The organism is Bradyrhizobium sp. AZCC 1588, assembly GCF_036924735.1.
GTDB lineage: Bacteria > Pseudomonadota > Alphaproteobacteria > Rhizobiales > Xanthobacteraceae > Bradyrhizobium.
The window spans coordinates 4,762,988-4,787,895 of sequence record NZ_JAZHSC010000001.1 but is presented as its reverse complement, the minus strand read 5'-3'; the positions used below and the strand labels follow the sequence as shown (position 1 = coordinate 4,787,895).

21 protein-coding genes and 1 other RNA gene are annotated in these 24,908 nt (G+C 63.5%); 8 read left to right on the top strand and 14 right to left on the bottom strand.

Going from position 1 to position 24,908, the window contains the following annotated elements; translation table 11 throughout:
• Positions 1 to 30: 30 nt before the first annotated feature.
• Together V1277_RS22475 and miaA are read right to left on the bottom strand one after the other, a co-directional pair.
• Entirely contained in the window at positions 31 to 1,806 is a 1,776-nt protein-coding gene (locus tag V1277_RS22475; protein ID WP_334418153.1) for an acetolactate synthase 3 large subunit, read from the bottom strand.
• A 388-nt stretch (positions 1,807 to 2,194) separates the two neighbouring features.
• Positions 2,195 to 3,181: a tRNA (adenosine(37)-N6)-dimethylallyltransferase MiaA gene (miaA, locus tag V1277_RS22470; protein ID WP_334418152.1), complete on the bottom strand. Its 987-nt coding sequence runs from the start codon at positions 3,179 to 3,181 to the stop codon at positions 2,195 to 2,197.
• Here miaA and serB point away from each other — a divergent pair.
• Complete coding sequence (gene serB, locus V1277_RS22465) at positions 3,159 to 4,064, top strand: phosphoserine phosphatase SerB (RefSeq protein ID WP_334418151.1); 906 nt, start codon at positions 3,159 to 3,161, stop codon at positions 4,062 to 4,064. The genes miaA and serB overlap by 23 nt on opposite strands.
• A gap of 222 nt (positions 4,065 to 4,286) precedes the next feature.
• Positions 4,287 to 5,570 carry an IS4 family transposase gene (locus V1277_RS22460; RefSeq protein ID WP_334414870.1) on the top strand — a complete coding sequence of 428 codons (1,284 nt, stop codon included), beginning with the start codon at positions 4,287 to 4,289 and terminating at the stop codon, positions 5,568 to 5,570.
• Between the two features lie 58 nt (positions 5,571 to 5,628).
• Here the strand turns inward: V1277_RS22460 and V1277_RS22455 are convergent, their stop codons facing one another.
• The 10 genes from V1277_RS22455 to V1277_RS22410 form a co-directional block, all read right to left on the bottom strand.
• Entirely contained in the window at positions 5,629 to 7,137 is a 1,509-nt protein-coding gene (locus tag V1277_RS22455; protein ID WP_334418150.1) for a Do family serine endopeptidase, read from the bottom strand.
• A 281-nt stretch (positions 7,138 to 7,418) separates the two neighbouring features.
• Entirely contained in the window at positions 7,419 to 7,619 is a 201-nt protein-coding gene (locus V1277_RS22450) for a DUF2065 domain-containing protein (RefSeq protein WP_028350308.1), read from the bottom strand.
• A gap of 98 nt (positions 7,620 to 7,717) precedes the next feature.
• Positions 7,718 to 8,629, bottom strand: coding sequence for a protease modulator HflC (hflC, locus tag V1277_RS22445; protein WP_334418149.1), 912 nt, complete (start codon positions 8,627 to 8,629; stop codon positions 7,718 to 7,720).
• The gene (hflK, locus tag V1277_RS22440) at positions 8,626 to 9,771 is read right to left on the bottom strand and encodes an FtsH protease activity modulator HflK (RefSeq protein WP_334418148.1); all 1,146 of its coding nucleotides are present in this window, start codon (positions 9,769 to 9,771) and stop codon (positions 8,626 to 8,628) included. Before hflK ends, hflC begins: the two co-directional genes overlap by 4 nt.
• A gap of 171 nt (positions 9,772 to 9,942) precedes the next feature.
• Positions 9,943 to 10,455 (bottom strand): dihydrofolate reductase, encoded by a 513-nt coding sequence (locus tag V1277_RS22435; protein ID WP_334418147.1) that lies wholly within the window; start codon positions 10,453 to 10,455, stop codon positions 9,943 to 9,945.
• Positions 10,455 to 10,940 (bottom strand): GNAT family N-acetyltransferase, encoded by a 486-nt coding sequence (locus V1277_RS22430; protein ID WP_334369844.1) that lies wholly within the window; start codon positions 10,938 to 10,940, stop codon positions 10,455 to 10,457. Before V1277_RS22430 ends, V1277_RS22435 begins: the two co-directional genes overlap by 1 nt.
• A gap of 19 nt (positions 10,941 to 10,959) precedes the next feature.
• Entirely contained in the window at positions 10,960 to 11,754 is a 795-nt protein-coding gene (locus V1277_RS22425; protein ID WP_334418146.1) for a thymidylate synthase, read from the bottom strand.
• Positions 11,755 to 11,929: 175 nt separating this feature from the next.
• Entirely contained in the window at positions 11,930 to 12,913 is a 984-nt protein-coding gene (locus V1277_RS22420; protein WP_334418145.1) for a tripartite tricarboxylate transporter substrate binding protein BugD, read from the bottom strand.
• Positions 12,914 to 13,024: 111 nt separating this feature from the next.
• Positions 13,025 to 14,590, bottom strand: coding sequence for a tripartite tricarboxylate transporter permease (locus tag V1277_RS22415; RefSeq protein ID WP_334369847.1), 1,566 nt, complete (start codon positions 14,588 to 14,590; stop codon positions 13,025 to 13,027).
• A gap of 7 nt (positions 14,591 to 14,597) precedes the next feature.
• Entirely contained in the window at positions 14,598 to 15,098 is a 501-nt protein-coding gene (locus tag V1277_RS22410; RefSeq protein WP_334369848.1) for a tripartite tricarboxylate transporter TctB family protein, read from the bottom strand.
• Between the two features lie 393 nt (positions 15,099 to 15,491).
• On the opposite strand from V1277_RS22410, the gene ssrA reads away from it, so the two are divergent.
• The 5 genes from ssrA to V1277_RS22385 all read left to right on the top strand — a co-directional run bounded on the left by ssrA (position 15,492) and on the right by V1277_RS22385 (position 18,708).
• Positions 15,492 to 15,848: a transfer-messenger RNA gene (ssrA, locus tag V1277_RS22405) on the top strand.
• A gap of 143 nt (positions 15,849 to 15,991) precedes the next feature.
• The gene (locus V1277_RS22400) at positions 15,992 to 16,507 is read left to right on the top strand and encodes an SspB family protein (protein ID WP_334418144.1); all 516 of its coding nucleotides are present in this window, start codon (positions 15,992 to 15,994) and stop codon (positions 16,505 to 16,507) included.
• A gap of 71 nt (positions 16,508 to 16,578) precedes the next feature.
• Positions 16,579 to 17,994, top strand: coding sequence for a class II fumarate hydratase (gene fumC, locus V1277_RS22395; protein ID WP_334418143.1), 1,416 nt, complete (start codon positions 16,579 to 16,581; stop codon positions 17,992 to 17,994).
• Positions 17,995 to 18,265: 271 nt separating this feature from the next.
• On the top strand, positions 18,266 to 18,454 hold the full coding sequence (locus tag V1277_RS22390; protein WP_334420429.1) for a DUF4169 family protein: 189 nt from the start codon (positions 18,266 to 18,268) through the stop codon (positions 18,452 to 18,454).
• A complete protein-coding gene (locus tag V1277_RS22385) occupies positions 18,451 to 18,708 on the top strand; it encodes a ribbon-helix-helix domain-containing protein (protein WP_028350320.1) in 258 nt (85 codons plus the stop codon). Before V1277_RS22390 ends, V1277_RS22385 begins: the two co-directional genes overlap by 4 nt.
• A 52-nt stretch (positions 18,709 to 18,760) precedes the next feature.
• Here V1277_RS22385 and V1277_RS22380 read toward each other — a convergent pair whose 3' ends face one another.
• Positions 18,761 to 19,342 carry a tetratricopeptide repeat protein gene (locus V1277_RS22380; RefSeq protein WP_334418142.1) on the bottom strand — a complete coding sequence of 194 codons (582 nt, stop codon included), beginning with the start codon at positions 19,340 to 19,342 and terminating at the stop codon, positions 18,761 to 18,763.
• A gap of 290 nt (positions 19,343 to 19,632) precedes the next feature.
• Here V1277_RS22380 and V1277_RS22375 point away from each other — a divergent pair, with 290 nt between their 5' ends.
• Complete coding sequence (locus V1277_RS22375) at positions 19,633 to 21,210, top strand: ABC-F family ATP-binding cassette domain-containing protein (protein WP_334418141.1); 1,578 nt, start codon at positions 19,633 to 19,635, stop codon at positions 21,208 to 21,210.
• Here V1277_RS22375 and V1277_RS22370 read toward each other — a convergent pair.
• Positions 21,207 to 24,854, bottom strand: coding sequence for an AsmA family protein (locus V1277_RS22370; RefSeq protein ID WP_334418140.1), 3,648 nt, complete (start codon positions 24,852 to 24,854; stop codon positions 21,207 to 21,209). The two genes, V1277_RS22375 and V1277_RS22370, sit on opposite strands and share 4 nt — an antisense overlap.
• Positions 24,855 to 24,908: the final 54 nt, after the last annotated feature.

Below are 24,908 nucleotides of genomic sequence, written 5' to 3'. Positions count from 1 at the left end.
CGATGACAGCGGAATTTGTACCTCGCGTCCTCACACCAGCGCCTTGCCGCCGGCAAACGCCGCGGCGGTGGCTTCATCGGTTGCTTCCGCCGGCAGCAGCATTTCGTTGTGCGCCTTGCCGGACGGAATCATCGGGAAGCAGTTTTCCAGCGCGGCGACGCGGCAATCGAACAGCACCGGGCGCTTGACCTTGATCATCTCCTTGAGCGCGCCGTCGAGATCGCCGGGCTTGATCGCCTGGATGCCGACGCAGCCGAACGCATCCGCGAGCTTGACGAAATCCGGCAGCGCCTCGGAGTAAGAATGCGACAGCCGGTTGCCATGCAGGAGCTGCTGCCACTGCCGCACCATGCCCATGTACTGGTTGTTCAGGATGAAGATCTTGATCGGCAGCTCAAACTGAACCGCCGTCGACATCTCCTGCATCGTCATCTGCACCGAGGCATCGCCGGCGATGTCGATCACGAGGCTGTCGGGATGCGCGACTTGCACGCCGAGCGCAGCCGGCAGGCCATAGCCCATCGTGCCGAGTCCGCCCGACGTCATCCAGCGGTGCGGCTCTTCGAAGCCGAAGAACTGCGCCGCCCACATCTGGTGCTGGCCGACCTCGGTGGTGATGTAGGTGTCGTGGCCGCGCGTCGCCTCGAACAGCTTCTGGATCGCGTATTGCGGCAGGATCACGTCATTGCTCTTCTTGTAGGCGAGCGAATTGCGTGCGCGCCATTTGGCGATCTCCTGCCACCACGGCTTGATATCCGGCTTCTTCGCTTCTGCCTTGAACACCTGCAGCAAATCGCCGAGCACGTTGCCGACATCGCCGATGATCGGCACGTCGACGTGGATGTTCTTGTTGATCGAGGACGGATCGATATCGATATGGATCTTCTTCGAACCCGGCGAGAACGCGTCAGTCCGGCCGGTGATGCGGTCGTCGAAGCGGGCGCCGACGCACAGCATGACGTCGCAACCATGCATCGTCATGTTGGCCTCGTAGGTGCCGTGCATGCCGAGCATACCGAGCCAGTTCTTCCCCGTCGCCGGGTAAGCGCCGAGGCCCATCAGGGTCGAGGTGATCGGAAAGCCGGTGACATCCACGAGCTCACGCAGCAGCTTCGAGGCTTCGGGTCCGGAATTGATGACGCCGCCGCCGGAATAGATCACCGGGCGCTTGGCGGCAGCCAATAGCGCCACCGCTTTTCGGATCTGTGCCGCATCGCCTTTCACCCGCGGGGTATAGGACACATGCACGTCGGATTTGCGCGGCGGATGATAGGTGCCGAGCGCAAACTGCACGTCCTTGGGCACGTCGACCACGACGGGTCCCGGACGGCCCGTGGTCGCAACGTAGAACGCCTCGTGCAGCACTTTCGCCAGATCGTTGACGTCGCGCACCAGCCAGTTGTGCTTGGTGCAGGGACGGGTGATGCCGACCGTGTCGCATTCCTGGAACGCGTCGTTGCCGATCAGATGCGTCGGCACCTGCCCTGTGATGCACACCAGCGGGATCGAATCCATCAGCGCATCCGTCAGCGGCGTCACCATGTTGGTGGCGCCTGGGCCTGACGTCACCAGCACCACGCCGGGCTTGCCGGTCGAGCGCGCATAGCCCTCGGCCGCATGGCCGGCGCCCTGCTCGTGCCGCACCAGGATGTGCTCCACCTCGCTCTGCTGGAAAATTTCGTCGTAGATCGGAAGCACCGCGCCGCCGGGATAGCCGAAGATGTGCTGGACGCCGTGATCGATGAGGGCGCGCACGATCATCGCGGCGCCGGTCATCTGATTGGAGTCGTTGCTCTTGTCGGTCATGGTCTGCTCCGGATGCGCTTGTCGGCGCGGCTTCTTTCGATTGTCTGTTTTGGGAAATAAAAAAGGGCCCGAGAGGCCCCATGCACACCGCCTGAATTTGGATGGCCGCTAGCCATCCCCGGCGGTGTGCCTGGGTACGACGACGATAAGGAGTTTGGTAATAATGTTACGCATTTTGCGGCTCGAACTTCCCAAAGGTTGCGCGGGTTATACCGTTCGGCCCCCGGAAGTCAAGGGACGGACGCTCTCGGCGCGATTTAGGCAGTGTAGCGGTGTTCCGGGCTTTCGGCGAGGGGGAATTTTATGCGTGCAGCCATGCGGGGCCCCCTCACCGCTTTCCCGTCATTCCGGGCTGGTCCGAAGGACCAGACCCGGAATCTCGAGATTCTCAGGGGCGCAAGGGCGCCCCATAGTTCGCTTCGCGCCCCGGAATGACGTTGGCAATCCACTCCCTCGCCGCCTCCGGCGTCACCCATTCGAACTCCGGCAGTTGGTGCCTGAACCACGTGAATTGCCGTTTTGCGTAATGGCGGGTATCGGCGCGGCCGATTTCGGCGGCCTCCTCGCGCGTGATTTCGCCCCTGAGGTGCCGGATCAGCGCCGGCACGCCATGGGCCTTCATCGCCGGCAGCAGGGGATCGAGCTTTCGCGCGGCGAGCGCTGCGACCTCGTCCAGCGCGCCGGCGGCCAGCATCGCGCCGAATCGCGCATCGATCCGCGCGTAAAGTTTTTCACGCTCAGGCGCGAGGAACAGCGCAGAGAATTCGCCCCGAGGCAGCAGCGGCGGCAGGCCCTCGCGATGCCAGTCCGGCAGTGCGCGGCCGGTGGCTTCCACGACTTCCAGGGCGCGGGCAATCCGGGCGCGGTCGCGCGGCTTCAGGCGTTCGGCGGAGACGGGATCGCGCCGCGCCAGCTCAGCGTGCAGTGCTTCGACGCCGTCGCGTTCCAGCCGGGCGCGTACGGCTTCGCGCACCTCGGCCGGGATCGGCGGCACCGCGGAGAGACCGCGCGTCAATGCCTTGAAATAAAGGCCGGAACCGCCGACGAAGATCGGCAGGCGCTTTTCCGCGCGCGCCTCTGCGAGCACCTTTCCAGCATCCGCCACCCACGCTCCGGCCGAGAAATTGACCGACGCGTCGACATGGCCGTAAAGCCGGTGCGGCACGCGCGCTTCCTCCTCCGGCGTCGGCCGCGCCGTGATGATGCGGAGATCGCGATAGACCTGCATGGAATCGGTGTTGATGACGACGCCGCCGGTCTTTTGCGCCAATTCGAGCGCCAGGGCCGACTTGCCGCTGGCGGTCGGCCCTGCGATAAGCACGGCCTTGCTCAAATCTAGCTGATACGCCTGCATGTCCCTGGTCGCCACCCTCATCTGCAATCCGGCCAATCCCGCGCTCGACTCCACCATCGTCGACGGCGCGCTGGCCGTTCTCCCCTCGCCGGGAACGGCGCAATGGCTGTTCGACGAAGTGGCAGTCGACATTCCCTTCGACAGCCAGGTCAAGAGCCCGGACGAGATCAAGGCGATCGAAACCCGCCTGCAACAGGCGCGCGGTGACCTGCCGATCGACATTGTCGTGCAGCCTGCCGCGTTCAGGCGCAAGAAGCTTTTTCTCGCCGACATGGACTCCACCATGATCGGCCAGGAATGCATCGACGAGCTGGCTGACTTCGTCGGGCTGAAGGCGCATGTCGCAGGCATCACCGAGCGCGCGATGCGCGGCGAGATCGAATTCGAGCCCGCGCTGCGCGAGCGTGTCGCGCTCCTGAAGGACCTGCCCGTCGGCGTGGTCGATGAAGTCCTGGCAAAGCGCATCACGCCGACGCCGGGCGGCCGCGAGCTGGTTGCCACCATGCGCGCCAACGGCGCCTGGACCTGCCTGATCTCCGGCGGGTTCACGCTGTTCACCCATGCGGTCGCGGCCAAGATCGGCTTCCAGGAAAACCGCGCCAATGAGTTGAAGGTGCAGGACGGCAAATTCAGCGGCGAGGTTGCCGAGCCGATCCTCGGCCGCGCCGCCAAATTGGCTACGCTCATCGAGCTTCGCGAATCCTTCGATCTCGACGAGATCGATACGCTGGTGGCCGGCGACGGCGCCAATGACCTCGGCATGATCCAGGCGGCAGGCCTCGGCGTCGCCTATCACGCAAAGCCCTCAGTTGCTTCCGCTGCCGCCGCGCGGATCGACTACGGCGACCTCACCGCGCTGTTGTATGCGCAAGGGTATCGGCGCGAGGAGTTTGTGGGGGGATAAGGATCCTGGCGTCGTCCCTGCGAACGCACTAGGGTTTCTACACGTCTGGCGCGACAGATTGACTCGGTGCGTCATGATGTTATCCCGCTTTGCGGTTTGTATGATTCTGTTTCTGACGCTTTGATTCGAAGGAGCGTCGGAGATGCAGCGAGAGCCGGATTTATCACTTGGCGAGTTTGGCGACGTTCGCCTCGATAAAAGGGGGCGGCGTTTGTTCAGGCTATGCTTTGCACGCGCAGCGTCTGCTTGCGCCAGATGGCGCAGGGTGACTGGGCCGCGTACATGGCGTACTGGCGGTTCGTGAACAATCCGCAAGTCACGACCGATCAACTGATTGAAGGCTGGAGCAGGCAGACGGCGACCGTGGTCAGCGGGCGTCATGTGCTGGCGATCCAGGACACCAGCGAGGTCAAGTTTCAAACGCGGCAGGGACGTCGGCGTAGACTGGGCAAAGTCGGCAAAGGCAATGCCCGCGGCGTGTTGCTGCATGCCATGATGGCGGTCGATGCCGACAGCGGGGCCTGCCTCGGCCTCACCGGCGGCAAGGTGTGGACGCGCAGGGGCACGGTTAAGACCCCTCACGACGAGCGTGAGTTGGCCAACAAGGAATCGGCGCGCTGGGTGACGACGGCCGAGCAGGGCTGCGAGGTTTTGGCTGCAGCGCGCATGATCACTGTCATCAATGACCGTGAGGGGGAGTTCTTTGCGCACTGGGCGTTGACGCCCGGCGACAACGTCCACCTGCTGACGCGGGCCATGCATGATCATGCGCTGGCCGACGGCAGAACACTTTATCAAGCGGTGGAGCGAGCCCGCTTCTGCAACAAGGCGGTGATCGATCTGCCGCAGCGGATGGATCGTCGCGGTCGCCAAGCCCACCTCTCGCTGCGCTTCGGAACCATCGTGCTCAAGCGGCCGGCGCGCCCCGGCGTGAAGGACCTGCCGGAGCGTGTCGAAGTCAGCTTCGTGGAAGTCGTCGAGTTGCACCCCCCGAAGGGGGCTGAGCCCGTTCATTGGCTGCTCTTGACCACTCATTCGATCGCCAATGCGGCCGATGCCTGGCGGATCGTCTCCTGGTACAAGCAGCGCTGGATCATCGAACAGTTGTTTCGCTCGCTGAAGAACCAGGGTCTGCGTATCGAGGACAGTCAGCTCGAAAGCGCCGAAGCCCTGATCAAGCTCGTGGCGATCGCCACTAAAGCAGCATGTATCGTCATTCAGCTCGTTCAGGCCCGCAATGGTGGTGGACAATTGCCGGTCAAATGCGCCTTCACGCCAGAAGAAATCGAAACACTTGCCGCCATCAACAGAACCATGAAAGGCAGGACCGAGCTTCAGAAGAACCCGCATCACCCCTACACTCTTCAGTGGGCGGCATGGATCATCGCCAAGCTCGGCGGATGGACCGGCTACGCCTCGCATCGGCCACCCGGACCAATCACCTTCCACAACGGAATGGCTCGCTTCCAAATCATCGTCGCTGGCAGAGCCCTCGAAAATGCGTAGAAACCCTAGCGCGTTCGCAGGGACGACAGGGATTTTTGGGCAACCGGTATGTGATCTATTACTGCACGCCGAGCGCCACGAACCGCAATTCGCCCTCGCCGTTCGACACCAGCAGCAGCACCGATTTCTTGCCGTCCTTCTTGAGCTGATCGACGCGCTTCTTGATGTCGGCGGCGCTGGCGACCGCTTCCTGCGCTACCTCGACGATGACGTCGCCGGCGGAGAGCCGCTTGTCGGCAGCGTCGGAGGAGCCGTCGACACCGGTGATGATGACACCTTTCACGCTCTCCTTGATCTTGTACTTCGTCCGCAGGTCCTTGCTCAGCGCGGCAAGATCGAGGCCAAGCGCCTTTTGCGTCACCGGCTTCTCGACAACAGGGTCTTCCTTGGTCTTGGCGGCGGCCTGCTGCACCTTTTCGGTATCCTCGAGGCGGCCGAGCGTAACCTTGCGGGTTTCCTCGTTGCCCTTGCGGATGATGACCACGTCGACTTCCTTGCCGACGGCGGTATCGGCGACGACGCGGGAGAGATCCTTCGGGTCCTTGACGTCCTTGCCGTCGAACTTGACGACGACATCGCCGGGCTCGATGCCGGCAGGCTTGGCCGGCCCCTTGTCGTCGATGCCGGCGACCAGCGCGCCGCGGGCGGGCTTGATGTTGAGGCTTTCGGCGATCTCCTCGGTGACCTGCTGGATCCGCACGCCGAGCCAGCCGCGGCGCAATTCGCCGAACTGCCGGAGTTGATCAACTACGGCGGCCACCGTCTTCGACGGCACCGCGAAGCCGAGGCCGATCGAACCGCCGGTCGGCGAGATGATCAGCGTGTTGACGCCGACCACTTCGCCTTCAAGGTTGAATAGCGGCCCGCCGGAATTGCCGCGGTTGATGGAGGCATCGGTCTGGATGTAGCTGTCGTACGGCCCCTGGCTGATGTCGCGGTTGCGCGCCGACACGATGCCGGCCGTGACCGAGCCGCCGAGGCTGAACGGATTGCCGATCGCAATCACCCATTCGCCGAGCCGCAGCTTGTCGGAATCGCCGAACTTCACCGCGGTCACCGGCTTCACCGGCTTGAACTTCAAGACAGCAATGTCGGTCTTCTTGTCGACGCCGACCAGTTCGGCCTTGATCTTGGTGCCGTCGTTCATGATCAAGTTGATCTCGTCGGCATCCGCGATGACGTGATTGTTGGTGACGACGACGCCGGCGGCATCGACGATGAAACCGGAGCCGAGCGAATTGGTCTTGCGCGGCGGCTGCATTTCGCCGCTCTTGTCGCCGCCCTTGGGCACGGCGCCGCGCCGGTTCTTGAAGAAGTCGTCAAAAAATTCCTCGAACGGCGAGCCCGGCGGCAATTGCGGCATCGTATCCCTGCCGCCCTTGGCCTCCACGCTCTGCGAGGTCGAAATATTGACGACGGAATCGATCACCTTCTCGGCAATGTCGGCGATACCGTCCGGTCCGCGCGCGCTGGCCGGCACTGAAGCCAGCATGCTGGCGGCACCGAGCGAGATCGCAATCCCCATCAGGCGCAGGCGACTGGTCAAGGCGGGTCTGGCACCGGTCATGTCGGCTCGTCTCCAAAGGCTCAAATTTGGGCCCACAGTGCGCCCGAATGGGTCCTAGGCGCAAGCATCTGCGCCTGACATTCCTGCGAAAAACGGGCGGCTCGCGGCTCACGATTTCGTTGGCGCCAGAGCTAGTTGCGGCCGTTGATTACCGTCATTCCAGGGCGCGAAGCGAAACCCCAATGTGCGATTGCACGTTGGGGAATCTCAAGATTCCCCGATGCGCAATTGCGCGCCTGAGGACTGGTCCTTCGGACCATCCCGAAAATGACCGAGGAACCTTACCGCCGCACGAACCAGATCAGAAGCAGGCCGACGACCGCCGAGACGATGCCGACGATCCGCAGGATATTGTCGGGCGTCGCCAATGCGCTTTTCATCGCCCGGCGCATCCAGGCCGGGCTGGCTGCGAACATCAGGCCTTCAAGCACAAAGAGGATGCCAACACCGATGAGGAAGTCGGCGAACGCAATGGACCTCATCGGATGGCATCCCCCCGCTATTCAAGCGCCTTTTGCTTTTATGCCGGCGAAGCGACCCCCCGCTTCGCCGTAACCTGCGTATGGTGCGGGCCGGCCGTTTAAGGCTTCGGCGCCGCGGCCGCCGCGGCCGCCGCCGGCGGATGGCCCGACGGATTGGCGAAGAAGCGGAAGAACTCGGAATCGGGCCGCAGCAGGAAACGGGTGTCGTTGGAGCGCAGCCCGGTCTCATAGGCCGACATCGAACGATAGAAGGCGAAGAAATCCGGATCCCGGCCATAAGCGTCGGCGAACAGCCGGTTGCGCTCGGCGTCACCCGCGCCGCGCGTCTGCTCGGCGGTCGAGTTGGCCTCCGCAATGATGACGGTCGCCTCGCGATCGGCCCTCGAGCGTATCTCCTGCGCCTTCTGGCCGCCCTGGGCGCGGAACTCGGCCGCCTCGCGCTGCCGCTCGGTCTGCATGCGCTGATAGACCGCCTGGCTGTTGGCCTCCGGCAGGTCGGCGCGGCGGATACGGACGTCCACCAACTGGATGCCGTACTGATCGGCCTCCCGGTCGAGCTGCTCGCGGATGCGCGCCATCAGGCCCTCGCGTTCGTCGCGCACCACGTTGATGAAGGGGACCTCGCCCAGCACGCGGCGCAGCGCCGCGTTCAACAGCGTGGTGAGCTGGATGTTGGCCGCCTGGATCGAGCCGATGCTCTGATAGAAGCGCAGCGGATTCTTGATCCGGTAGCGGGCGAAGGCGTCGACCACGAGCCGCTTCTGGTCGGAGGCGATCACTTCCTGGGACGGATTTTCCAGATCGAGGATGCGCTTGTCGATGCTGATGACGGTGTCGATGAACGGCGCCTTGAAATTCAGGCCCGGCTCGGACACGACGTCAACGGGCCGGCCGAGCCGGACCACGAGCGCCTGCTCGGTCTGCGACACCGTGAAGACCGAGCTGTAGCCCACGATCACCACGGCCAACAGCAGGATCAGGGTGACAATACCTGCAACCGGAGACCTCATCGCGAGCCTCCCTGCTGCTGCTGCTGCTGACCAGCCGTCGGCGGCGGACGGCGCGGCGTCAATTCGCTGAGCGGCAGATAGGGCACGATGCTCTGTGCCGAGTTGCCACCGTCATAGACCAGCTTCTCGGATCCGCCGAGAATCCGCTCCATCGTCTCCAGATAAATTCGCTGCCGCGTCACGTCCTTGGCCTTGTTGTATTCCTCGTACACCTTCATGAAGCGCGCGCTCTGGCCGATGGCCTCGGCGACCGCCTGTTCCTTGTAGCCTTCCGCGACCTGCAGGATCTGCGCGGCACGACCGCGGGCGTCGGGAAGGATGCGGTTGGCATAGGTCTGCGCCTCGTTCTGCTGCCGCTCGAAGTCGGCGCGCGCTGCCTGCACGTCACGGAACGCGTCGATCACCTGCGCAGGTGGGTCGACCTTCTGCATCTGCACCTGCGTGATCTGGACGCCGGAACCGTAGGTATCCAGCGTCTTCTGCATCAGTTCGTGAACGCCCTGCTCGGTCAGGTTACGGGCGCCGGTGAGGATCGGCTGGATCTGCGAACGCCCGATCACCTCGCGCATCGCGCTTTCGGCCACCGCCTTCACGGTGCCTTCGGGATTCTGTATGTTGAAGAGGAAATTGCCGACGCCGTTGGGCTTGATCCGCCACAGCACCGTGAAGTCGACGTCGACGATGTTTTCGTCGCCGGTCAGCATCAGGCTTTCTTCCGGCACGTCCCGCATGGTGCGGCCGCGCCGCGCCGGATCGTCGATCAGGCTCATGCCGATCGAAATTGTGGAGACGCGCAGCGCCTTCGGCAGCAGCACGGTTTCGATCGGATAGGGCAGATGATAGTTCAGCCCGGGCTCGACGGTGCGCACATGCTTGCCGAAGCGCAAGACGACGCCGAGTTCTTCCGACTGTACGCGGAAGAATCCGGACAATCCCCAGATCACCAGCGCGCCGGCCAGCACCAGCGCGATACCCATTCCGCTGAAATGGCCGCCCGGCAGAAGCTGCTGCAGCTTGTCCTGGCCGCGCCGCAGCAGATCCTCAAGATCAGGTGGCCTCGGCCCGCCCGACTGCGGACCCGAACCCCACGGTCCCTTCGGACCCGGGCCCCATGGACCCCCACCTTGATTCTTCCACGGCATGCAAACTCTCCTCCGCGAAGGCCCGGGTCCGCCTGTTTTGGGCAGGATGCCCAGCCTCGCCTATCAGCCCGGCTTTATAGGGGACCGCTAGGTCCCTTACAACGCAAGCTTCCTGCATCAAGCAGCTATGCCTGACGCCATAATTGTCAATGTAAACATTGGTTAGCGAGGTTAACCCTGTTGGCGCCGACGAAATGTCACATAGGAGAAATCGGCGCTATCGTCCGGACCGGCCGGATTCCGCAGGCGCGCCACCTCTTCCCATGCGGTGGCATCGACTGCCGGGAAACGCGTGTCGCCGTCGGGCCGGGCATGCACCTCGGTAATCTCCAGGCGATCGGCGCTGTCCATCCATTGCGCGTAGATTTCCGCGCCGCCGATCACGGCGATCTCAGTGGCGAAACGTCGCAGTGCATCGCCGGTGGCGATCGCCTTCGCGTCGCTGAACGAATGGGTAACCACCACGCCATCGGCGCGAAAACCAGCGTCGCGGGTGACGACGATATTGGTCCTTCCGGGGAGCGGCCGGCCGATCGAGATAAAGGTCTTGCGCCCCATGACGACAGGTTTGCCCGAGGTCAGCGCCTTGAAGCGCGCCATGTCGGATTTCAGCCGCCACGGAATGGCACCCCCGGCTCCGATCACGCCGTTCTCGGCGACCGCGACGATGAGAACGATTTCCATCAGCGCTCCCCTTGCGCTAACGCGCGCAGCGCCGGACCGCCGACCCGGCACACCGTCCACTCGTCCATCAGGACCGCGCCGAGCGACTTATAGAATTCAATCGACGGCGTGTTCCAGTCGAGCACCGCCCACTGCAAGCGCGACCAACCGTTCGCCACGCATTCCCTCGCGAGATGCACCAGGAGCGCCTTGCCGATTCCCTTACCGCGCAGCGCCGGGCGGACGAACAGATCTTCTAGATAGATGCCGGAGCGACCGCTGAAGGTTGAAAAATTCACGAACCAGACCGCGAAGCCGGCCGGCTCTCCGTCCCACTCGGCGATTTCGCAGAACAGGCGCGGATTGGCGCCGAACAGTGCCGCATCGATACCGGCCTCGGTCGCTTCCACTTCGTGCAGCAGCTTTTCGTATTCGGCGAGTTCGCGAACGAAGGACAGGACAAGTCCCGCTTCGCCCGGGCGCGCGCGGCGGATCGTCAGCGACATCAGATGCTCACACCGCTGGTCATACAGCCACTTCGGCCTTGATGTGCGGGTGCGGATCGTAGCCTTCGAGCGCGAAATCCTCGTAGCGGAAGGCGAAGATATCCTTCACGTCAGGATTGATCTTCATGACCGGCAACGGCCGCGTCGGCCGCGTCAGTTGCAGCCGCGCCTGCTCGAGGTGGTTGGAGTAGAGATGCGCGTCACCCAGCGAGTGCACGAAGTCACCGGGCTTCAGTCCGGTCACCTGCGCCACCATCATCGTCAGCAATGAATAGGACGCGATGTTGAAGGGCACGCCGAGGAACACGTCGGCCGAGCGCTGATAGAGCTGGCAGGAGAGCTTGCCGTTCGCAACATAGAACTGAAACAGGCAGTGACAGGGCGGCAGCGCCATCTTGTCGACGTCGGCCGGATTCCAGGCGGTCACGATCAGCCGCCGTGAATCCGGGTTACGCCTGATCATGTCGATGACGTTCGAAATCTGGTCGATGCTGCGCCCGTCCGGCGCCGGCCACGAGCGCCATTGCGATCCGTAGACCGGGCCGAGATCGCCGTTGGCGTCGGCCCATTCATCCCAGATCGAAACGCCGTGATCCCTGAGATATTTGGTGTTGGTGTCGCCGGCCAGGAACCAGAGCAATTCATGCACGATCGCCTTCAGCGGCAGCCGCTTGGTGGTCAGCATCGGAAAACCGGCCGAGAGATTGAACCGCATCTGATGACCGAAGATCGACAGCGTGCCGGTGCCGGTGCGGTCGTGCTTCTCCGCGCCGTCGCTGAGGATACGTTCGAGCAGGTCGTGGTACTGGTTCATGGCTGGTGCTTCAGGCCTTTGTCGGAACGGCGAATTTTAACGGCCGGGACATCCGATCGACACGCCGATTCGGCTTCGCACCCCGATTATACCCGGAAAAATGATCGCTCTCCGAACAAACGACAAGGGGCGGAACCCGCGTTCCGCCCCTCGCCTATCCGTCTGATTACAGGGATTAATTCACCGGCTTGACCACCGGTGTCCACTTCGCGATTTCGCTCTTCACCAGCGTTCCCAGCGCCGCCGGCGTACGATCGGCGGCAGGCGGTATGACGCTGCCGAGTTCGAGCAGGCGCTTGCGCACGGCCTCGTCGTCGAGCGCCTTGACGATCGCAGCGTTCAACTTGGCGACGACATCCGGGGGCGTTCCCTTGGGCGCGAAGATCGCGTTCCACGCCTGGGCCTGGAAGGCCGGCAGGCCAGCCTCGGCGGTGGTGGGAACATTGGGCAGCGAGGGGTTACGCTCTGGCGTCGCCACGGCATAGGCCTTGATGGTGCCGCCGTTGATCTGCGGCACGGCATTGACGATCTGGTCGCACATGTAGTCGACCTGACCGGCCACCAGCGCGTTCATCGCCGGACCGGTGCCGTTGAAGGGAACGCCGATCGGCTTGACGCCCAGAACCGAGTTCAGCAGTTCGCATGATACGTTCGAGACCGAGCCGACGCCGGCATGCGCCGCGTTGACCTTGGACTCGTTCGCCTTGACGTAGGCGATGAATTCCTTGAGGTCCTTTGGCGCAAAATCCTTGCGCGCCAGGATCAGGATCGGCGTGCCGGCGAGCAGTCCGACCGGCTCGAAGTCCTTTTCCGGGTGATAGGCGAGCTTGGGATAGAGCGGCACAGAAGCCGCATGCGTGCCCATATGCCCCGTGATCAGCGTATAGCCGTCATTGGCGGCGCGCGCGGCGCGGGTGGTGGCGGTGGTGCCGCCGGCGCCGACCACGTTTTCGATGATGATGGTTTGACCGAGCGTCTGCGCCATATGGCCGGTGACGATGCGCGCGATGACGTCCGTCGGTCCGCCCGCCGCAAACGGCACGATCATGGTGATATTGCGCGTCGGATAAGCCTGAGCTTGAGCCTGCGAAGAAAATAAGCCCAGCCCCGCAAGCACTGCCAGAAAACTGCTCGCAAGCGAGCGACCGTACAAATTCATTTTGATCTCCGCGATCCGTTGCAATGCCGAGCCCCCCGGCCGGCATTTTCCATGGCATAGAAAATTAGCCCGAAGTCGACCAGACTTCGGGCTGCGGCGCACCGACGCAGGTCAGTTCTCCGATTCCACAAACACCTCATCGCGCTTCTTGCGCAGCGACGGCAGCACCGCAAGGATAAGCAACGCGGCTGCAATCGCCATCAATACCGCCGACAATGGGCGCGTCAGGAAGACTGACCAGTCACCGCGCGAAATCAGGAGTGCGCGGCGCAGGTTTTCTTCCATCAGCGGCCCGAGCACCATCCCGAGCAGCAAGGGAGCCGGCTCGAAATCGTGCTTGATCAGCCAGTAGCCGACCAAACCGAACGCACCGGCGATCATGACGTCGGTTGGTGCGTTGTTCACGGAGTAGATGCCGATACAGCAGAAAACCACGATCGAAGGGAACATCAACCGGTACGGCACGCGCAACAGCCGCACCCATATCCCGACCAGCGGCAGGTTGATGATCAGCAGCATCAGATTGCCAACCCACATCGAGGCAATCATGCCCCACACCAGGTCCGGTTGTTTCTGCATCACCTGGGGACCGGGCACGATGCCGTGAATCGTCATTGCGCCGACCATCAGCGCCATCACCGCGTTCGGCGGAATACCAAGCGTCAGCAATGGAATGAACGAAGTCTGGGCTGCGGCATTGTTGGCACTCTCGGGTGCTGCGACGCCGCGGATTTCGCCATGACCGAACTTCGACGGATCTTTCGCGACTTTCTTCTCGAGCGTGTATGCCGCGAATGATGCGATCACGGCGCCGCCGCCCGGCAGAATGCCGAGAATCGATCCGAGCACGGTGCCGCGCAAGATCGCAGGGGCTGTCTCCTTGAGATCCCTCCGCGTCGGCATCAGTCCCGACACCTTCTCCTGGACCAGCTTGCGATCGGTTTCGCCGCCGGCGTCGAGATTGCGAATGATCTCTGCAAAGCCGAACAATCCCATCGCCAGCGTGGCAAAGCCAAGACCGTCAGCCAGTTCGGGAATGTTGAAGGCCATGCGAGACGCACCGGTCTCGATGTCGGATCCGACCATCGAAAGCAGCAGGCCGAGCACGATCATCGCGATCGCCTTCAGCACCGAGCCTTTCGCGAGCACAACCGCGAAGATCAGGCCGAGCACCATCAGCGAGAAGTATTCGGCAGGTCCGAACGCCAGCGCTATCCTGGTGAGCGGCGCACCCAGCAGGGCGATCAGCACGGTCGCGACGCAGCCAGCGAAGAACGATCCGATCGCGGCAATCGCGAGCGCCGGACCGGCGCGGCCTCTTTTCGCCATCTGGAAGCCGTCAAGCGCGGTGACCACCGAGCCGGCCTCACCTGGAATATTGACCAGGATCGACGTGGTCGAGCCGCCATATTGCGCGCCGTAATAGATGCCTGCCAGCATGATCAGTGCGCCTACCGGGGGCAGGCCAAACGTGATCGGCAGTAGCATGGCCACCGTGGCGATGGTGCCGATGCCGGGCAGCACACCAACCAGCGTACCAACCAGTGCGCCGATCAAGCACAGCAGAATATTGACCGGGATCGGAATGGAAATTCCGCCAAGAAAGGCGGGTGTCCACTGCACGAACTGGAAAACGACGCCGAAGCCGAGTCCAAGATTTGTAAAGATATCTCCCATCGCACCCTCACCGGATCATGAAAGTCGGCAGGAGCTGCAACGGCAGTCCGAGCGCGTACGGAAACAGCAGGCTGCAAAACGTCGTCAGGCAGACGGCAACGATCAGCGTTTCCTTCCACCGGGTCTCTGGTGACCCGCATGCCGCGATCAAGAAGGCGGCCATGGCGGCAAAGATCATTCCCATGGGTCGGATCGTGAAGGCAAACGTCAAAATCGCGATCGTCACGAAAAACGGTCCACGCCAATGGTATTTCGCAAGGTGCGGCCCTTCGGTGACAACGCCGACGGCGGTAATGAGGGCGCCTAGTCCCAGCAGCAAAAATCCGAACATCCGCGGCGCGGTACCGGCGCCGAACGAAAACCCGCGCATGCCCTGCAAGTCGCTCGACGCCCAAAGAGCGAACACGGCAATCGCCATCAAGGCAATTCCGCCGACAAACTCCTGCGGGTTGCGAACCCATTTCGGCATGATGGATTTGACCGGCGCATGGCCCGGCGTAGCATTCATGGATATCTCTCCTCCCCAAGACAGGCTTCGCGCCCGTTTGCTTGGATAACCTGGATACTTGTCCCGGAAACTGCCTAGCGACTTTCGTCAGACAACGCCAGCAAAACCCAAAGCACTCCAGCGCCAACGGTAAACGGAGCGGCCAAAGCCGCCATCAGACCCATAAAGAGCACACAGATCGCAACTTTTCCGGTTGGCGCGCTGCAACACACGCGAGCGAATTGCCGATCACCTTACGAAGGGCGAACGCTGGGGATGGCAGCGACTGCGCACAATTAGTGCAACGAACGTGACCGGCACATTTTGGAATCGTCGAATCCGTGACGAAACCGCAACTGAGCGACAGCAAACCGAAAGTTGGGGGCCATGTTCCCCTCCTGTTCAGCGCCTTTGGCCCTGTCTTTCTCCGAACCTGCACCCTATATTGGGGGTGCCGGTTCGCCGGCTATGGAAATAAATGACCGTCGCAATAAACCATTCGGACCCGGGGGCAGTACCCGGCGCCTCCACCCAAGCCCACCCTCCCGTGGTGGGTTTCGGCGGGGGCGAACCAGGATCGACGAGGGCGTAAAGGACGAGTTTTTTCCCGGTATTGTTCCGCCGTTATCGGGCTATGCAATAGTTGCAAACGACAACTATGCTCCGGTTGCTCAGGCTGCGTAACGCAGTTTGAAAGACCGATCTAAAGTCCTAGCGGGTTAAGCTCCGCTAGGCGGGGTTCGGAGGCACCTGGCAACAGAAGCCTCCACTTAATTCTTTTCATTTCCGGCCGACGGAACCGTTGCTGCAAATTCGATCCGTCGCGCCTGCTGACCTGCGGCTCCCGCCGGGGTAGCATGGGGGCAAAGGGGCGAGTCGGGGGACCGGCAGCCATAAAACCTGACAGGACGACCATGGCGACCGATCACATCCGTTATGACGTGCTGGCGCGCGACGCGCTGCGCGGAGTGCTGCGCCGCGTGCTTGCTGACGCGGCCGAACACGGCCTGCCCGGCGAGCATCATTTCTTCATCACCTTCCTGTCCACCGCCGACGGCGTGAAGCTGTCGCCGCGGCTGTTGGCGCAATATCCGGAAGAGATGACGATCATCCTGCAGCATCAGTTCTGGGATCTGGTGGTGACGGAGGATCGTTTCGAGGTCGGCCTGTCGTTCGGCGGCATCCCCGAGCGGCTGGTGGTGCCGTTCGCGGCGATCAAGAGCTTCCTCGATCCGTCGGTACAGTTCGGCCTGCAATTCGAGCCGTCGGAAACGGCGACAGAAGCGCCCGCGGCGAAGGTGCCGGCGGTTTCCGCGCCGTCCGCCCTGCCCGTCGCCGCGCCGGAGCCCGCCCCGGAAATCGAGGACGAGCCGGCAAAGACGAGCGAAGGCGCTGAAGTGGTGCGACTGGATCGTTTCCGCAAGAAATAATCTAAGCGCGAGAAACTCCGCTACGCTGTAGTGTACGCGTTCCGCCCCTTCACGGCGCAACGGACATACGCATGGCTCGAGCAAGAACATCCGGAAACAGATCTACCCGCAGCGAGACCGACAGCTTCGGTCTGATCGACGTTCCCGCCGACCGCTATTGGGGCGCGCAAACCGAGCGCTCGCGACAAAATTTCAAGATCGGTCAGGACCGCATGCCGATCGCGATCGTCCATGCGCTCGGCATCGTCAAGCTCGCCGCCGCCCAAACCAACCGGGAGCTCGGACTGCTCGATGCACGCAGAGCCAGCGCCATCATCCGCGCCGCACGCGAGGTGATCGAAGGCAAGCTCGACGATCACTTCCCGCTGGTCGTCTGGCAGACCGGCTCGGGCACCCAGACCAACATGAACCTCAACGAGGTGATCGCCAATCGCGCCAACCAGATGCTGGGCGGCGAACTCGGCGCCAAGAAACCGGTTCATCCCAACGACCACGTCAACATGAGTCAGTCGTCGAACGATTCATTCCCGACGGCGATGCATATCGCTGCCGCCGGACGCATCCTCGCCGACCTGATTCCGGCGCTCGACGAGTTGCATCGCGAATTGCGCAAGAAGGAAAAGGCGTTCGCCAAGATCGTGAAGATCGGGAGAACCCACACCCAGGACGCAACGCCATTGACACTGGGGCAGGAATTTTCGGGCTACGCCGCGCAGGTCGAGAGCGCGATCGCGCGGCTGCGAACCACGGTGAAGGAACTGTTCCCGCTCGCGCAAGGCGGCACCGCGGTTGGAACCGGTCTCAACTCGAAGCCGAAATTTGCAAAGCTGTTCGCCAGGGATGTCGCGAAAATCACAAGGCTGCCGTTCACCAGCGCGCCCAACAAGTTCGAGGCGCTGGCTTGCAACGACGCCTATGTGCTGGTGCACGGCGCGATCAATTCGGTGGCGACCGGCCTGTTCAAGATCGCCAATGATATTCGCCTGTTGGGTTCGGGCCCGCGTTCCGGTCTCGGAGAATTGATCCTGCCGGAAAACGAACCGGGCTCGTCGATCATGCCCGGCAAGGTCAACCCGACTCAGTGCGAAGCGATGACCATGGTCTGCTGTCAGGTGTTCGGCAACCAGACCGCCGTCACCGTCGCCGGTAGTCAGGGGCATTTCGAATTGAATGTTTACAAACCCGTATTGGCATATTGTATGATGCATTCCATTCAACTGCTGTCGGACGCGGCGCGCTCGTTCACCGAACATTGCGTGGTGGGCATCCGCGCCGACGAAAAGCGAATCCGCGAATTGATGGAGCGCTCGCTGATGCTGGTCACAGCACTGGCTCCCAGGATCGGATACGACAACGCGGCGAAGGTCGCCAAGTCGGCGCACGCGCGCGGAACGACATTGAAGGAAGAGGCTGTGCGCCTCGGATTTGTGGACGCCCCCGAATTCGAACGTCTGGTGCAGCCGGACAAAATGACACACCCGGGTTGATCGCCGCATCGCCCCCCGGGAAACTACGGATGAGAGATATAAATTATGGATGATACCTGAAGAATGAGGTGGATCATCTATCGCCGTTGTGTTGACGCATGGTAGGAGCAGGAATTATTCGGTTTTTCGCAGAGCGAAATGTATTTTTTGATGCTATCAGAGCCGGTAGACGGGGATTCCGAATGACCATCAAATTTGCTTGCGCACGACGCGACGTTTTTCCGCCCCATGAATCATCATGTCTTCGAGTCGCCGGATGATGGAGGCGAGCATGGGAGACGTGATCAATCTGAAGCGATTCAAGAAGCGTACTGAACGGGAACAATCGGCAAAGCAAGCCGATGCCAACCGCGCGCGCTTTGGCCGGACCAAGGCCGAACGCACGCTCGATGAACGTCGCAAGGATCGCGCCGGCGATCTTCTGGACCAGCACAAGCTCGAGGACGGAGACGCATCATGAAGTCGCCCGTCGTCAAACGCTCGATCGTCGTTGCCGGTCACAAGACCAGCGTCAGCCTCGAAGAAGCTTTCTGGAACGGGATGAAGGAAATCTCGGGCCTGCGGAACATGACGCTGTCCGAACTCGTCGGCGAGATCGACAGCAATCGCCAGCAGGGCAACCTGTCCTCGGCAATCCGTCTCTTCGTGCTCGACTATTTCCGTACCCGCGCCATGCCGGCCGCCGCGCCGGACGCGCCGCGGCCGCAGGCGTAAGCCTCGATCAGGCGAGCGCGTCGCAACGCACCCGCCCTGTTACGTCATAAGCTCAATAAACGAGTCCGGTGCCGGGCGGCTTTTCGAGCGCCGCGGCCAGCGATCGATACTCCTCACAAGCCGTACCGCAAATCGCCGCGATCCGCGTCAGATGATACGACGCCTGGTCGCGATTGCCCTGCTCGACCTGCCACAGGCCGTAATACTGCCAGGTCAGCACGTGGTTCGGATCCGCCTTCAACGCGCGCTCGTACCAAACTTGCGACAGCCTGTAGTCGCCGAGCTTGCGATAGGAATAGCCGATCAGATTGGCAACGTCAGCGTTATCGTCACGGCCGAGCGCCTTTAGCTGCTCGATGGCACCAGCAAAGTCGTTACGCTCATAGATCGTCGCATGCGCGGCACGGTACGCTTTCCGGAACGCATCATCATCGTCGGTGCTCGACTGTTTGGGGGGCTTCTTCTTCGACTTCGAGGTCGATTTGGGAGCGGATCTGGTGTCCGGCGGCGGCGGGTTGGCCGAAGGCGGGTCACCGCCGCCTCCCGCGGCAAAGGCGGGAACGGATGGCGGCGATGCCATCACAGCCATTGAAAACAACGCCAGCGTAGCGAACTTGATTGCCGACTTCATCATGCAAACCTCCGGTTTTCCTTGCGTGAGCGCATCCATGGTCCAGCCGGAGGTAGAGACCCCGCCGCGAATGAAGTATTCCCGCCAGGCCCGCGCGAACCGTTTGCGCCCTGCCTGGCTGGACGAGTGACGGCAATGCGTATCTAATTGACGGTCGTTGCAGTCCCCGTAAAAGCGGCCGACGGAACCCGGCGAAAACCGGCTGAAGAAGCGTAGAGACCCCCTGGAGAGAGAAATGGACATCGCAAAGCTGACCGCGCCTCGCGACCTCAGTCCATTTTCGGAAGCTCTCCATGCCTGCCTTTCTCGTTCTGGATTCCATCTCCCTCGCCACGCCTGACGGACGCTCGCTGTTCGACGGATTGACGCTCGCCATAGGGCGCGAGCGCACCGGCCTTGTCGGTCGCAACGGCTGCGGCAAATCCTCATTGCTGCGCCTGATTGCGGGCGAGATCGAACCTGCCGGCGGATCGCTGCAACGCATCGGCTCGATCGGCATGCTCGCACAACTGACTGACGAACGGCTGACGACCGACGAGGCGCTTGGCGTCGCCGGCGGCCTCGCCCGCCTGCGCCGGCTCGAACGCGGCGAAGGATCGCTTGATGACGCGACGGAAGCGGATTGGACGCTGGAAGCGCGAATACAAGCGGCGCTGATCGAGGCCGGACTGCCGTCGCTGCCGCTGGATCGCCCGATCGTCTCCTTGAGCGGCGGCGAGCGAACGCGGGTGGCGCTGGCGCGGCTTTTGATCGAGGCGCCGGATCTGCTGCTCTTGGACGAGCCGACCAACAATCTCGATACCGACGGAAGACAGGCCGTGGCGCAGATGCTCGAACGCTGGCAGGGCGGCGTACTCGTTGCCAGCCACGACCGCACGCTGCTCGAACGCGTCGACCGCATCGTCGAACTGACGCCGGTCGGAATCACCCTGTTCGGCGGCGCGTGGCCGGAGTTTGCCAAGGCGCGTGAGGCGGCGCGGGCCCGCGCCGCCGATGACATCGACCGCGCCTCGGATGCATTGCGCAATACCGAGCGCGCAGTGCAGAAGGCGCGGGAAAAGAAGGCGCGCCGCGACAAGGCCGGCCGCGCCTGGCGCGCCAAGGGCATCGAGGACAAAATGTTCATGGACCGCGAGAAGGAGCGCGCCGAGAACAGCGCCGCGCGCGAAAGCGGGCTTGCCAGCCGCCTGCTCGGCGAGCGCACCGAAGCATTGGAAACGGCCAAAGCGCAAGTCGAAATCCTGACACCGCTTTCGATCGATCTACCGCGCACCCATCTGCCCGGCGGCCGCGAACTCGTCGCCCTCAGGGACGTGGTGATGGCTTTCGGGGAGCGCCGTCTGTTCGGTCCGCTGTCGTTCGAGGTTCGCGGACCCGAGCGGATCGCCATCCGCGGCGCCAACGGTTCTGGCAAGACCACCTTGTTCCGCCTGCTCACCGGTGAGTTGAACCCCGCGAGCGGCGATATCAGCCGCCTCACCGACCGTATTGCCGTGCTCGATCAGCATGTCGGCCTGCTCGATCCCGAGCTAAGCATCCTCGACAATCTGCGGCGCCTCAATCCGGACCTCTCGGCCAATGCGGCGCACGCCGCCCTGGCGCGGTTTGCGTTCCGCAATCGCGCGGCCCTACAGATCGCGGCTTCTCTCAGTGGCGGCGAGCGGCTGCGTGCGGGTCTGGCCTGCGTGTTCGCACGACCGCAGCCGCCTCTGCTCCTGCTGCTGGACGAACCGACCAACCATCTCGATCTCGCCTCAATCGAGGAGCTCGAGAGTGCACTAAAAGGATTCGACGGCGCGCTGATCGCGATCAGCCACGACGAGGCATTTCTGAAGGCGATCGGGATTAACCGGGAGATCGTGCTCGGCTAGTTCGAGCGCGGCGGTGGATTGGCGAACTGCGGCGTCAGCGCAAGCGGCGGACGCGGCTTCGGCTTGGCGGCGCCCGGCGCGGGCCTGACGTCGATCGGCGGCGGCAGCGGTGCAACCTGCGGCTGGCCTGCGACAGGCGCCGGCGGCGCGTTGACGACGGGCGGACGCGGCGCGGTCGTCTTCTTCGCCGGAGGTCGCCGTGGGTCGCGCCCCTTTGGCGCGATGACCGGCGCGCTCGGCACTGCCTCCGGAATCGGCAACTGCCCCTCCGTAGGCAGCACGATTGGCGGCGGCGACGACGGCGGCGGCTCGCCGCGCTCGATGGCATCGAGCCTTCGCGTTTCGTGATCGATCGCACGCACCGCCAGCCACGAAGATAACGGGGCAACGTCGACGCTGCGGCTCAGCGCATCGGGTGTCCCCACGGCAAGCAGTTGAATCTCCGGACGTCCGGTCGTCATCGTCAGCGAAAGGGCGGCGCGGACATCTGCCTGATCGGCGGCGATATCGTATCCGCCGGAGACGATGGCCCGCACGCCATTGCCGTCCAGCGTCGTCGCGCCGACGCGAAGCCGGCCGTCCCTGATGGTGAACGGGATTTGCGCCGAAGGCACCGCAAGCGCGCCGGCCGGAAGTGCGGATTCGACGATCTGCTTCAATCGGACGTCGTCCTTGGCCTGCCCGTTGTCATTGGCGCGGACCGCCACTTCGAAAGCGCGCGGATCGAGGCCTGAGATCCTGGCCGCCTCCAGCGTCAGCGTTCCGCTGCCGGACAGCGCGCCCGCCAGCGCCGAGGCGCTGCGGCCCTGGGTCGTCAGCGTCATCTGCATCGACGCCCGGCCGGCAGGCATCGCGAGATTGCGATAGCGCAGCGCCGCGCCGTCGACACCGGAAAGCTGGACGCTCGCGTTCAAGGCAATTCCGTGCGCGCCTGGCCTTGCATCGATCGTGGCCGTGACATCGCCACCGCCGATCTTGCCTTTGATGGCGTCGAAGGTCAGCGACTTGCCGTCACTCTTGACGACCCCGCTCACCGGCTGCAATTCGCTTCCGCCCGGTAGCAGGCCGCGCAACGCCTGAAACGCGATGCTGCCGCGCCACCCCTTCGCAAGCCCGCGGCCGAGCGGCTCAGTGGCATCGTGTCCGGCGACACCGAGCGCCAGGGCAAGGGCCGGCGTCAGCGCGAGTTGGTCGGCGCCGATCTCACCCTCGATCTCCTTTTCCTCGCCGAGCGTCACCGCCACGCGGCCGCGCAGGCGCGAACCGCCGACGCTGCTGTCGAGATCGTCGAAGGTGAGCTTGTTGCCGGTGAGCTGCACGCGCGAGGACAGGCCGATGTTCTGCGCCAGCGTATCCGCCGGTTTGAGATCGAGCAGCGGGGCGAAATCGGCGCTGCGAACCTTCAAGCCGAGAACGGCCTTTGCCTCCGGTGCCCATGGTTCGGCGGAGCCTTCCGCTTCGGCATCGAGCCCCGTTCCCGAGATCTTTGCCTTGAGCCGCAACGGCGCGCCCCATGCGCCCGTCGCGGTGCTCTCGAATTGCGCGGGGCCATCGCCCGCCGTGATGGCGCGATCGAAGCCGAGCAATGCCATCAGGGTGCGACCTTGCTCCGACGACAATTTCGAATCGATCCAGACCTCGCTGCGCTGGAGGGCGGCCAGATCGATGCCCTGGATCGCCGCGACGGCAGGTCTGGCGGTGATCGTGCTGGTGCCCTTGAGCAGCGGCGAGTCGAGTTCGGCCGTGGCGCGCGCCTGGACGCGATCGGACGGCCCGGCATTTTTGGTGAGATCGAGCGCCAGTTTCAGGCGCGCCGGACCCGGGCTCGTCCCCATCGCATTGAGCCGCGCGGCCAGCGGCGGTGAAAAGGGAACGATCAGGCTGGTCAGCCGGCCGAGCGAGGCGGCGCTCGAATTGAGCACGAACCATCCGGTCGCGTTGACGCGATCGAAATTGCCCGCGCCGTCCAGCGTCACGTTTTCAAGCTCGCCGATTTTCAACTGCTCGAGCGATATCTTCGCCGGCGAGTAAGCCAGTCTGGCGAGCAGCGGAGATAGCTCCTGGCCGGCGGAGGTGGCGCGGCCGATATCGAGCGAAAGCTTTCCCTCGTCCGGCCACTCGCCTTGCGGCCCTACAAGCGACCGCGCAAAAGCCGTGGCGGCATCGAGATCAAGGCGCGCCGCTTTCAGTTCGGCATCGATCCGGGAGCCGTGATCGGCTTGCCGGTGCGACACCACCACCCGCCCCTCCACCGTGCCGCCATCGATGTCGGCCTTCATGGTGTCGATGGCAAAGCCTTCGGGCGCCACGGTGATGTCGCCGCGCAGGCGAAGCGGCTTCTGGCTGCGATAAGCGGTGTCGCCGCGGCCCTGCAGCCAGGTCAAGAGCGCATCGGGATCGGAGGATTCGACGCTGAGCGCGGCCTTGAAGCGGTCCGGTACAGCGCTCTTCGCGCCGGCCTCGCTGAGCGAAACCCTGGTCGCGCCGGGTGCGCGGAACTCCAGCCTGTGGACGCGCCAGGACTTGGCATCGCCTTCGAGCTCGGCAGCGATGTCCTGCAATGGGCGCCCGCCGAGGATGACCTGCTCGGAGGCGAGTTCGATTTGCGCTGGGATCGGCAGATGCGGAACGACGGAGCTGAGCGCCTGCAGCGCCGGCAGCGCGCGAGCCGGCTCGCTCGAATTGTCTTTGCCATTTTCCTTGGCAACGAACCTGTCGGCATCGAGCTGACGCGCCGACAGCGCCGCGCGCAACAACGGCGTCGCACCGAAACGGATGTCGCCGCTGCCTGCAAGTTTCAGGGCGCGCTCCTCGGCGCCATAGGTCACTTCGACCTGTTCGAGCCGCGCCGCCGAATAATCGGACTTGACCTTGGCGGCGATACGCCACGGTGGATCGTTGCCCTTGCCCTTCTGGCCGGGAGGAGCGACGAGCGTTATCGCGCCTTCAAACCGCGGCGCGCGGGAATCGAAGTTCAGCAGGCCGTCGAGATCGATGGCGAGCGAACGCTGGCCCGGATCGATATTGAGATGAACGCGGGTGCCGTTGCCCTCGGGGCCCTGCCCCGAGGAGACGCGAAACGGATAGCGCGTGCCCGACAGCATGAAATTGCCGTCGCCGCGGATCGAACCGGCCAGCGAACGCACGTCGCCACTGAAAGCGATGTCGTTCAGTTCGAGCGTAGAGCGGCTGACCGCGTCATGCAGGGCGATGCGGCCGGTCAGATTGACCCGATCGATCGCCAGTGAACCCAGATTGAGCGTCCCGGTCGATGCCGGCCAGTCGATCCGTCCTCTGGAATCGAGGCCGAGATCGAGCGACATGCGGTTGATCGTCAATTCGGTGGCGCGCACCTCGCCACGCATCAGCGAGCCCAGGCTGAATTCCACGTCGAGCTTGTCGGCGCGAACCTTGCCGAGATCGTTGGCGCCGCCGACCACGACCGAGTGCAGTTGCAGCGACGGCGCCGGCAATAGGCGCGCGTCGAGCTTGCCGCCGACGCGGACCGGCGCGCCGATGATTCGGCTCGCCTCAGCCTCGAATTGCGGCCGGAACTGGTTCCAGTCGATAAAGTACGGCCCGACCAGCGCGGCAATCAGCGCAATGATGAAGGCGATTGCCAGGCCGAGCAGTGTCGTCTGCACGGTGCTTCCCCTTGAACCGCCCCGGCGCTGGCCGCGCGCCATGCCGGACCCTGC

Coding starts and splice junctions, on each gene's coding strand:
- V1277_RS22475 (WP_334418153.1), bottom strand. CDS start 1,806: ATGACCGACAAGAGCAACGACTCCAATCAGATGACCGGCGCCGCGATG.
- serB (WP_334418151.1), top strand. CDS start 3,159: ATGTCCCTGGTCGCCACCCTCATCTGCAATCCGGCCAATCCCGCGCTC.
- miaA (WP_334418152.1), bottom strand. CDS start 3,181: ATGAGGGTGGCGACCAGGGACATGCAGGCGTATCAGCTAGATTTGAGC.
- V1277_RS22460 (WP_334414870.1), top strand. CDS start 4,287: ATGCTTTGCACGCGCAGCGTCTGCTTGCGCCAGATGGCGCAGGGTGAC.
- V1277_RS22455 (WP_334418150.1), bottom strand. CDS start 7,137: ATGACCGGTGCCAGACCCGCCTTGACCAGTCGCCTGCGCCTGATGGGG.
- V1277_RS22450 (WP_028350308.1), bottom strand. CDS start 7,619: ATGAGGTCCATTGCGTTCGCCGACTTCCTCATCGGTGTTGGCATCCTC.
- hflC (WP_334418149.1), bottom strand. CDS start 8,629: ATGAGGTCTCCGGTTGCAGGTATTGTCACCCTGATCCTGCTGTTGGCC.
- hflK (WP_334418148.1), bottom strand. CDS start 9,771: ATGCCGTGGAAGAATCAAGGTGGGGGTCCATGGGGCCCGGGTCCGAAG.
- V1277_RS22435 (WP_334418147.1), bottom strand. CDS start 10,455: ATGGAAATCGTTCTCATCGTCGCGGTCGCCGAGAACGGCGTGATCGGA.
- V1277_RS22430 (WP_334369844.1), bottom strand. CDS start 10,940: ATGTCGCTGACGATCCGCCGCGCGCGCCCGGGCGAAGCGGGACTTGTC.
- V1277_RS22425 (WP_334418146.1), bottom strand. CDS start 11,754: ATGAACCAGTACCACGACCTGCTCGAACGTATCCTCAGCGACGGCGCG.
- V1277_RS22420 (WP_334418145.1), bottom strand. CDS start 12,913: ATGAATTTGTACGGTCGCTCGCTTGCGAGCAGTTTTCTGGCAGTGCTT.
- V1277_RS22415 (WP_334369847.1), bottom strand. CDS start 14,590: ATGGGAGATATCTTTACAAATCTTGGACTCGGCTTCGGCGTCGTTTTC.
- V1277_RS22410 (WP_334369848.1), bottom strand. CDS start 15,098: ATGAATGCTACGCCGGGCCATGCGCCGGTCAAATCCATCATGCCGAAA.
- V1277_RS22400 (WP_334418144.1), top strand. CDS start 15,992: ATGGCGACCGATCACATCCGTTATGACGTGCTGGCGCGCGACGCGCTG.
- fumC (WP_334418143.1), top strand. CDS start 16,579: ATGGCTCGAGCAAGAACATCCGGAAACAGATCTACCCGCAGCGAGACC.
- V1277_RS22390 (WP_334420429.1), top strand. CDS start 18,266: ATGGGAGACGTGATCAATCTGAAGCGATTCAAGAAGCGTACTGAACGG.
- V1277_RS22385 (WP_028350320.1), top strand. CDS start 18,451: ATGAAGTCGCCCGTCGTCAAACGCTCGATCGTCGTTGCCGGTCACAAG.
- V1277_RS22380 (WP_334418142.1), bottom strand. CDS start 19,342: ATGATGAAGTCGGCAATCAAGTTCGCTACGCTGGCGTTGTTTTCAATG.
- V1277_RS22375 (WP_334418141.1), top strand. CDS start 19,633: ATGCCTGCCTTTCTCGTTCTGGATTCCATCTCCCTCGCCACGCCTGAC.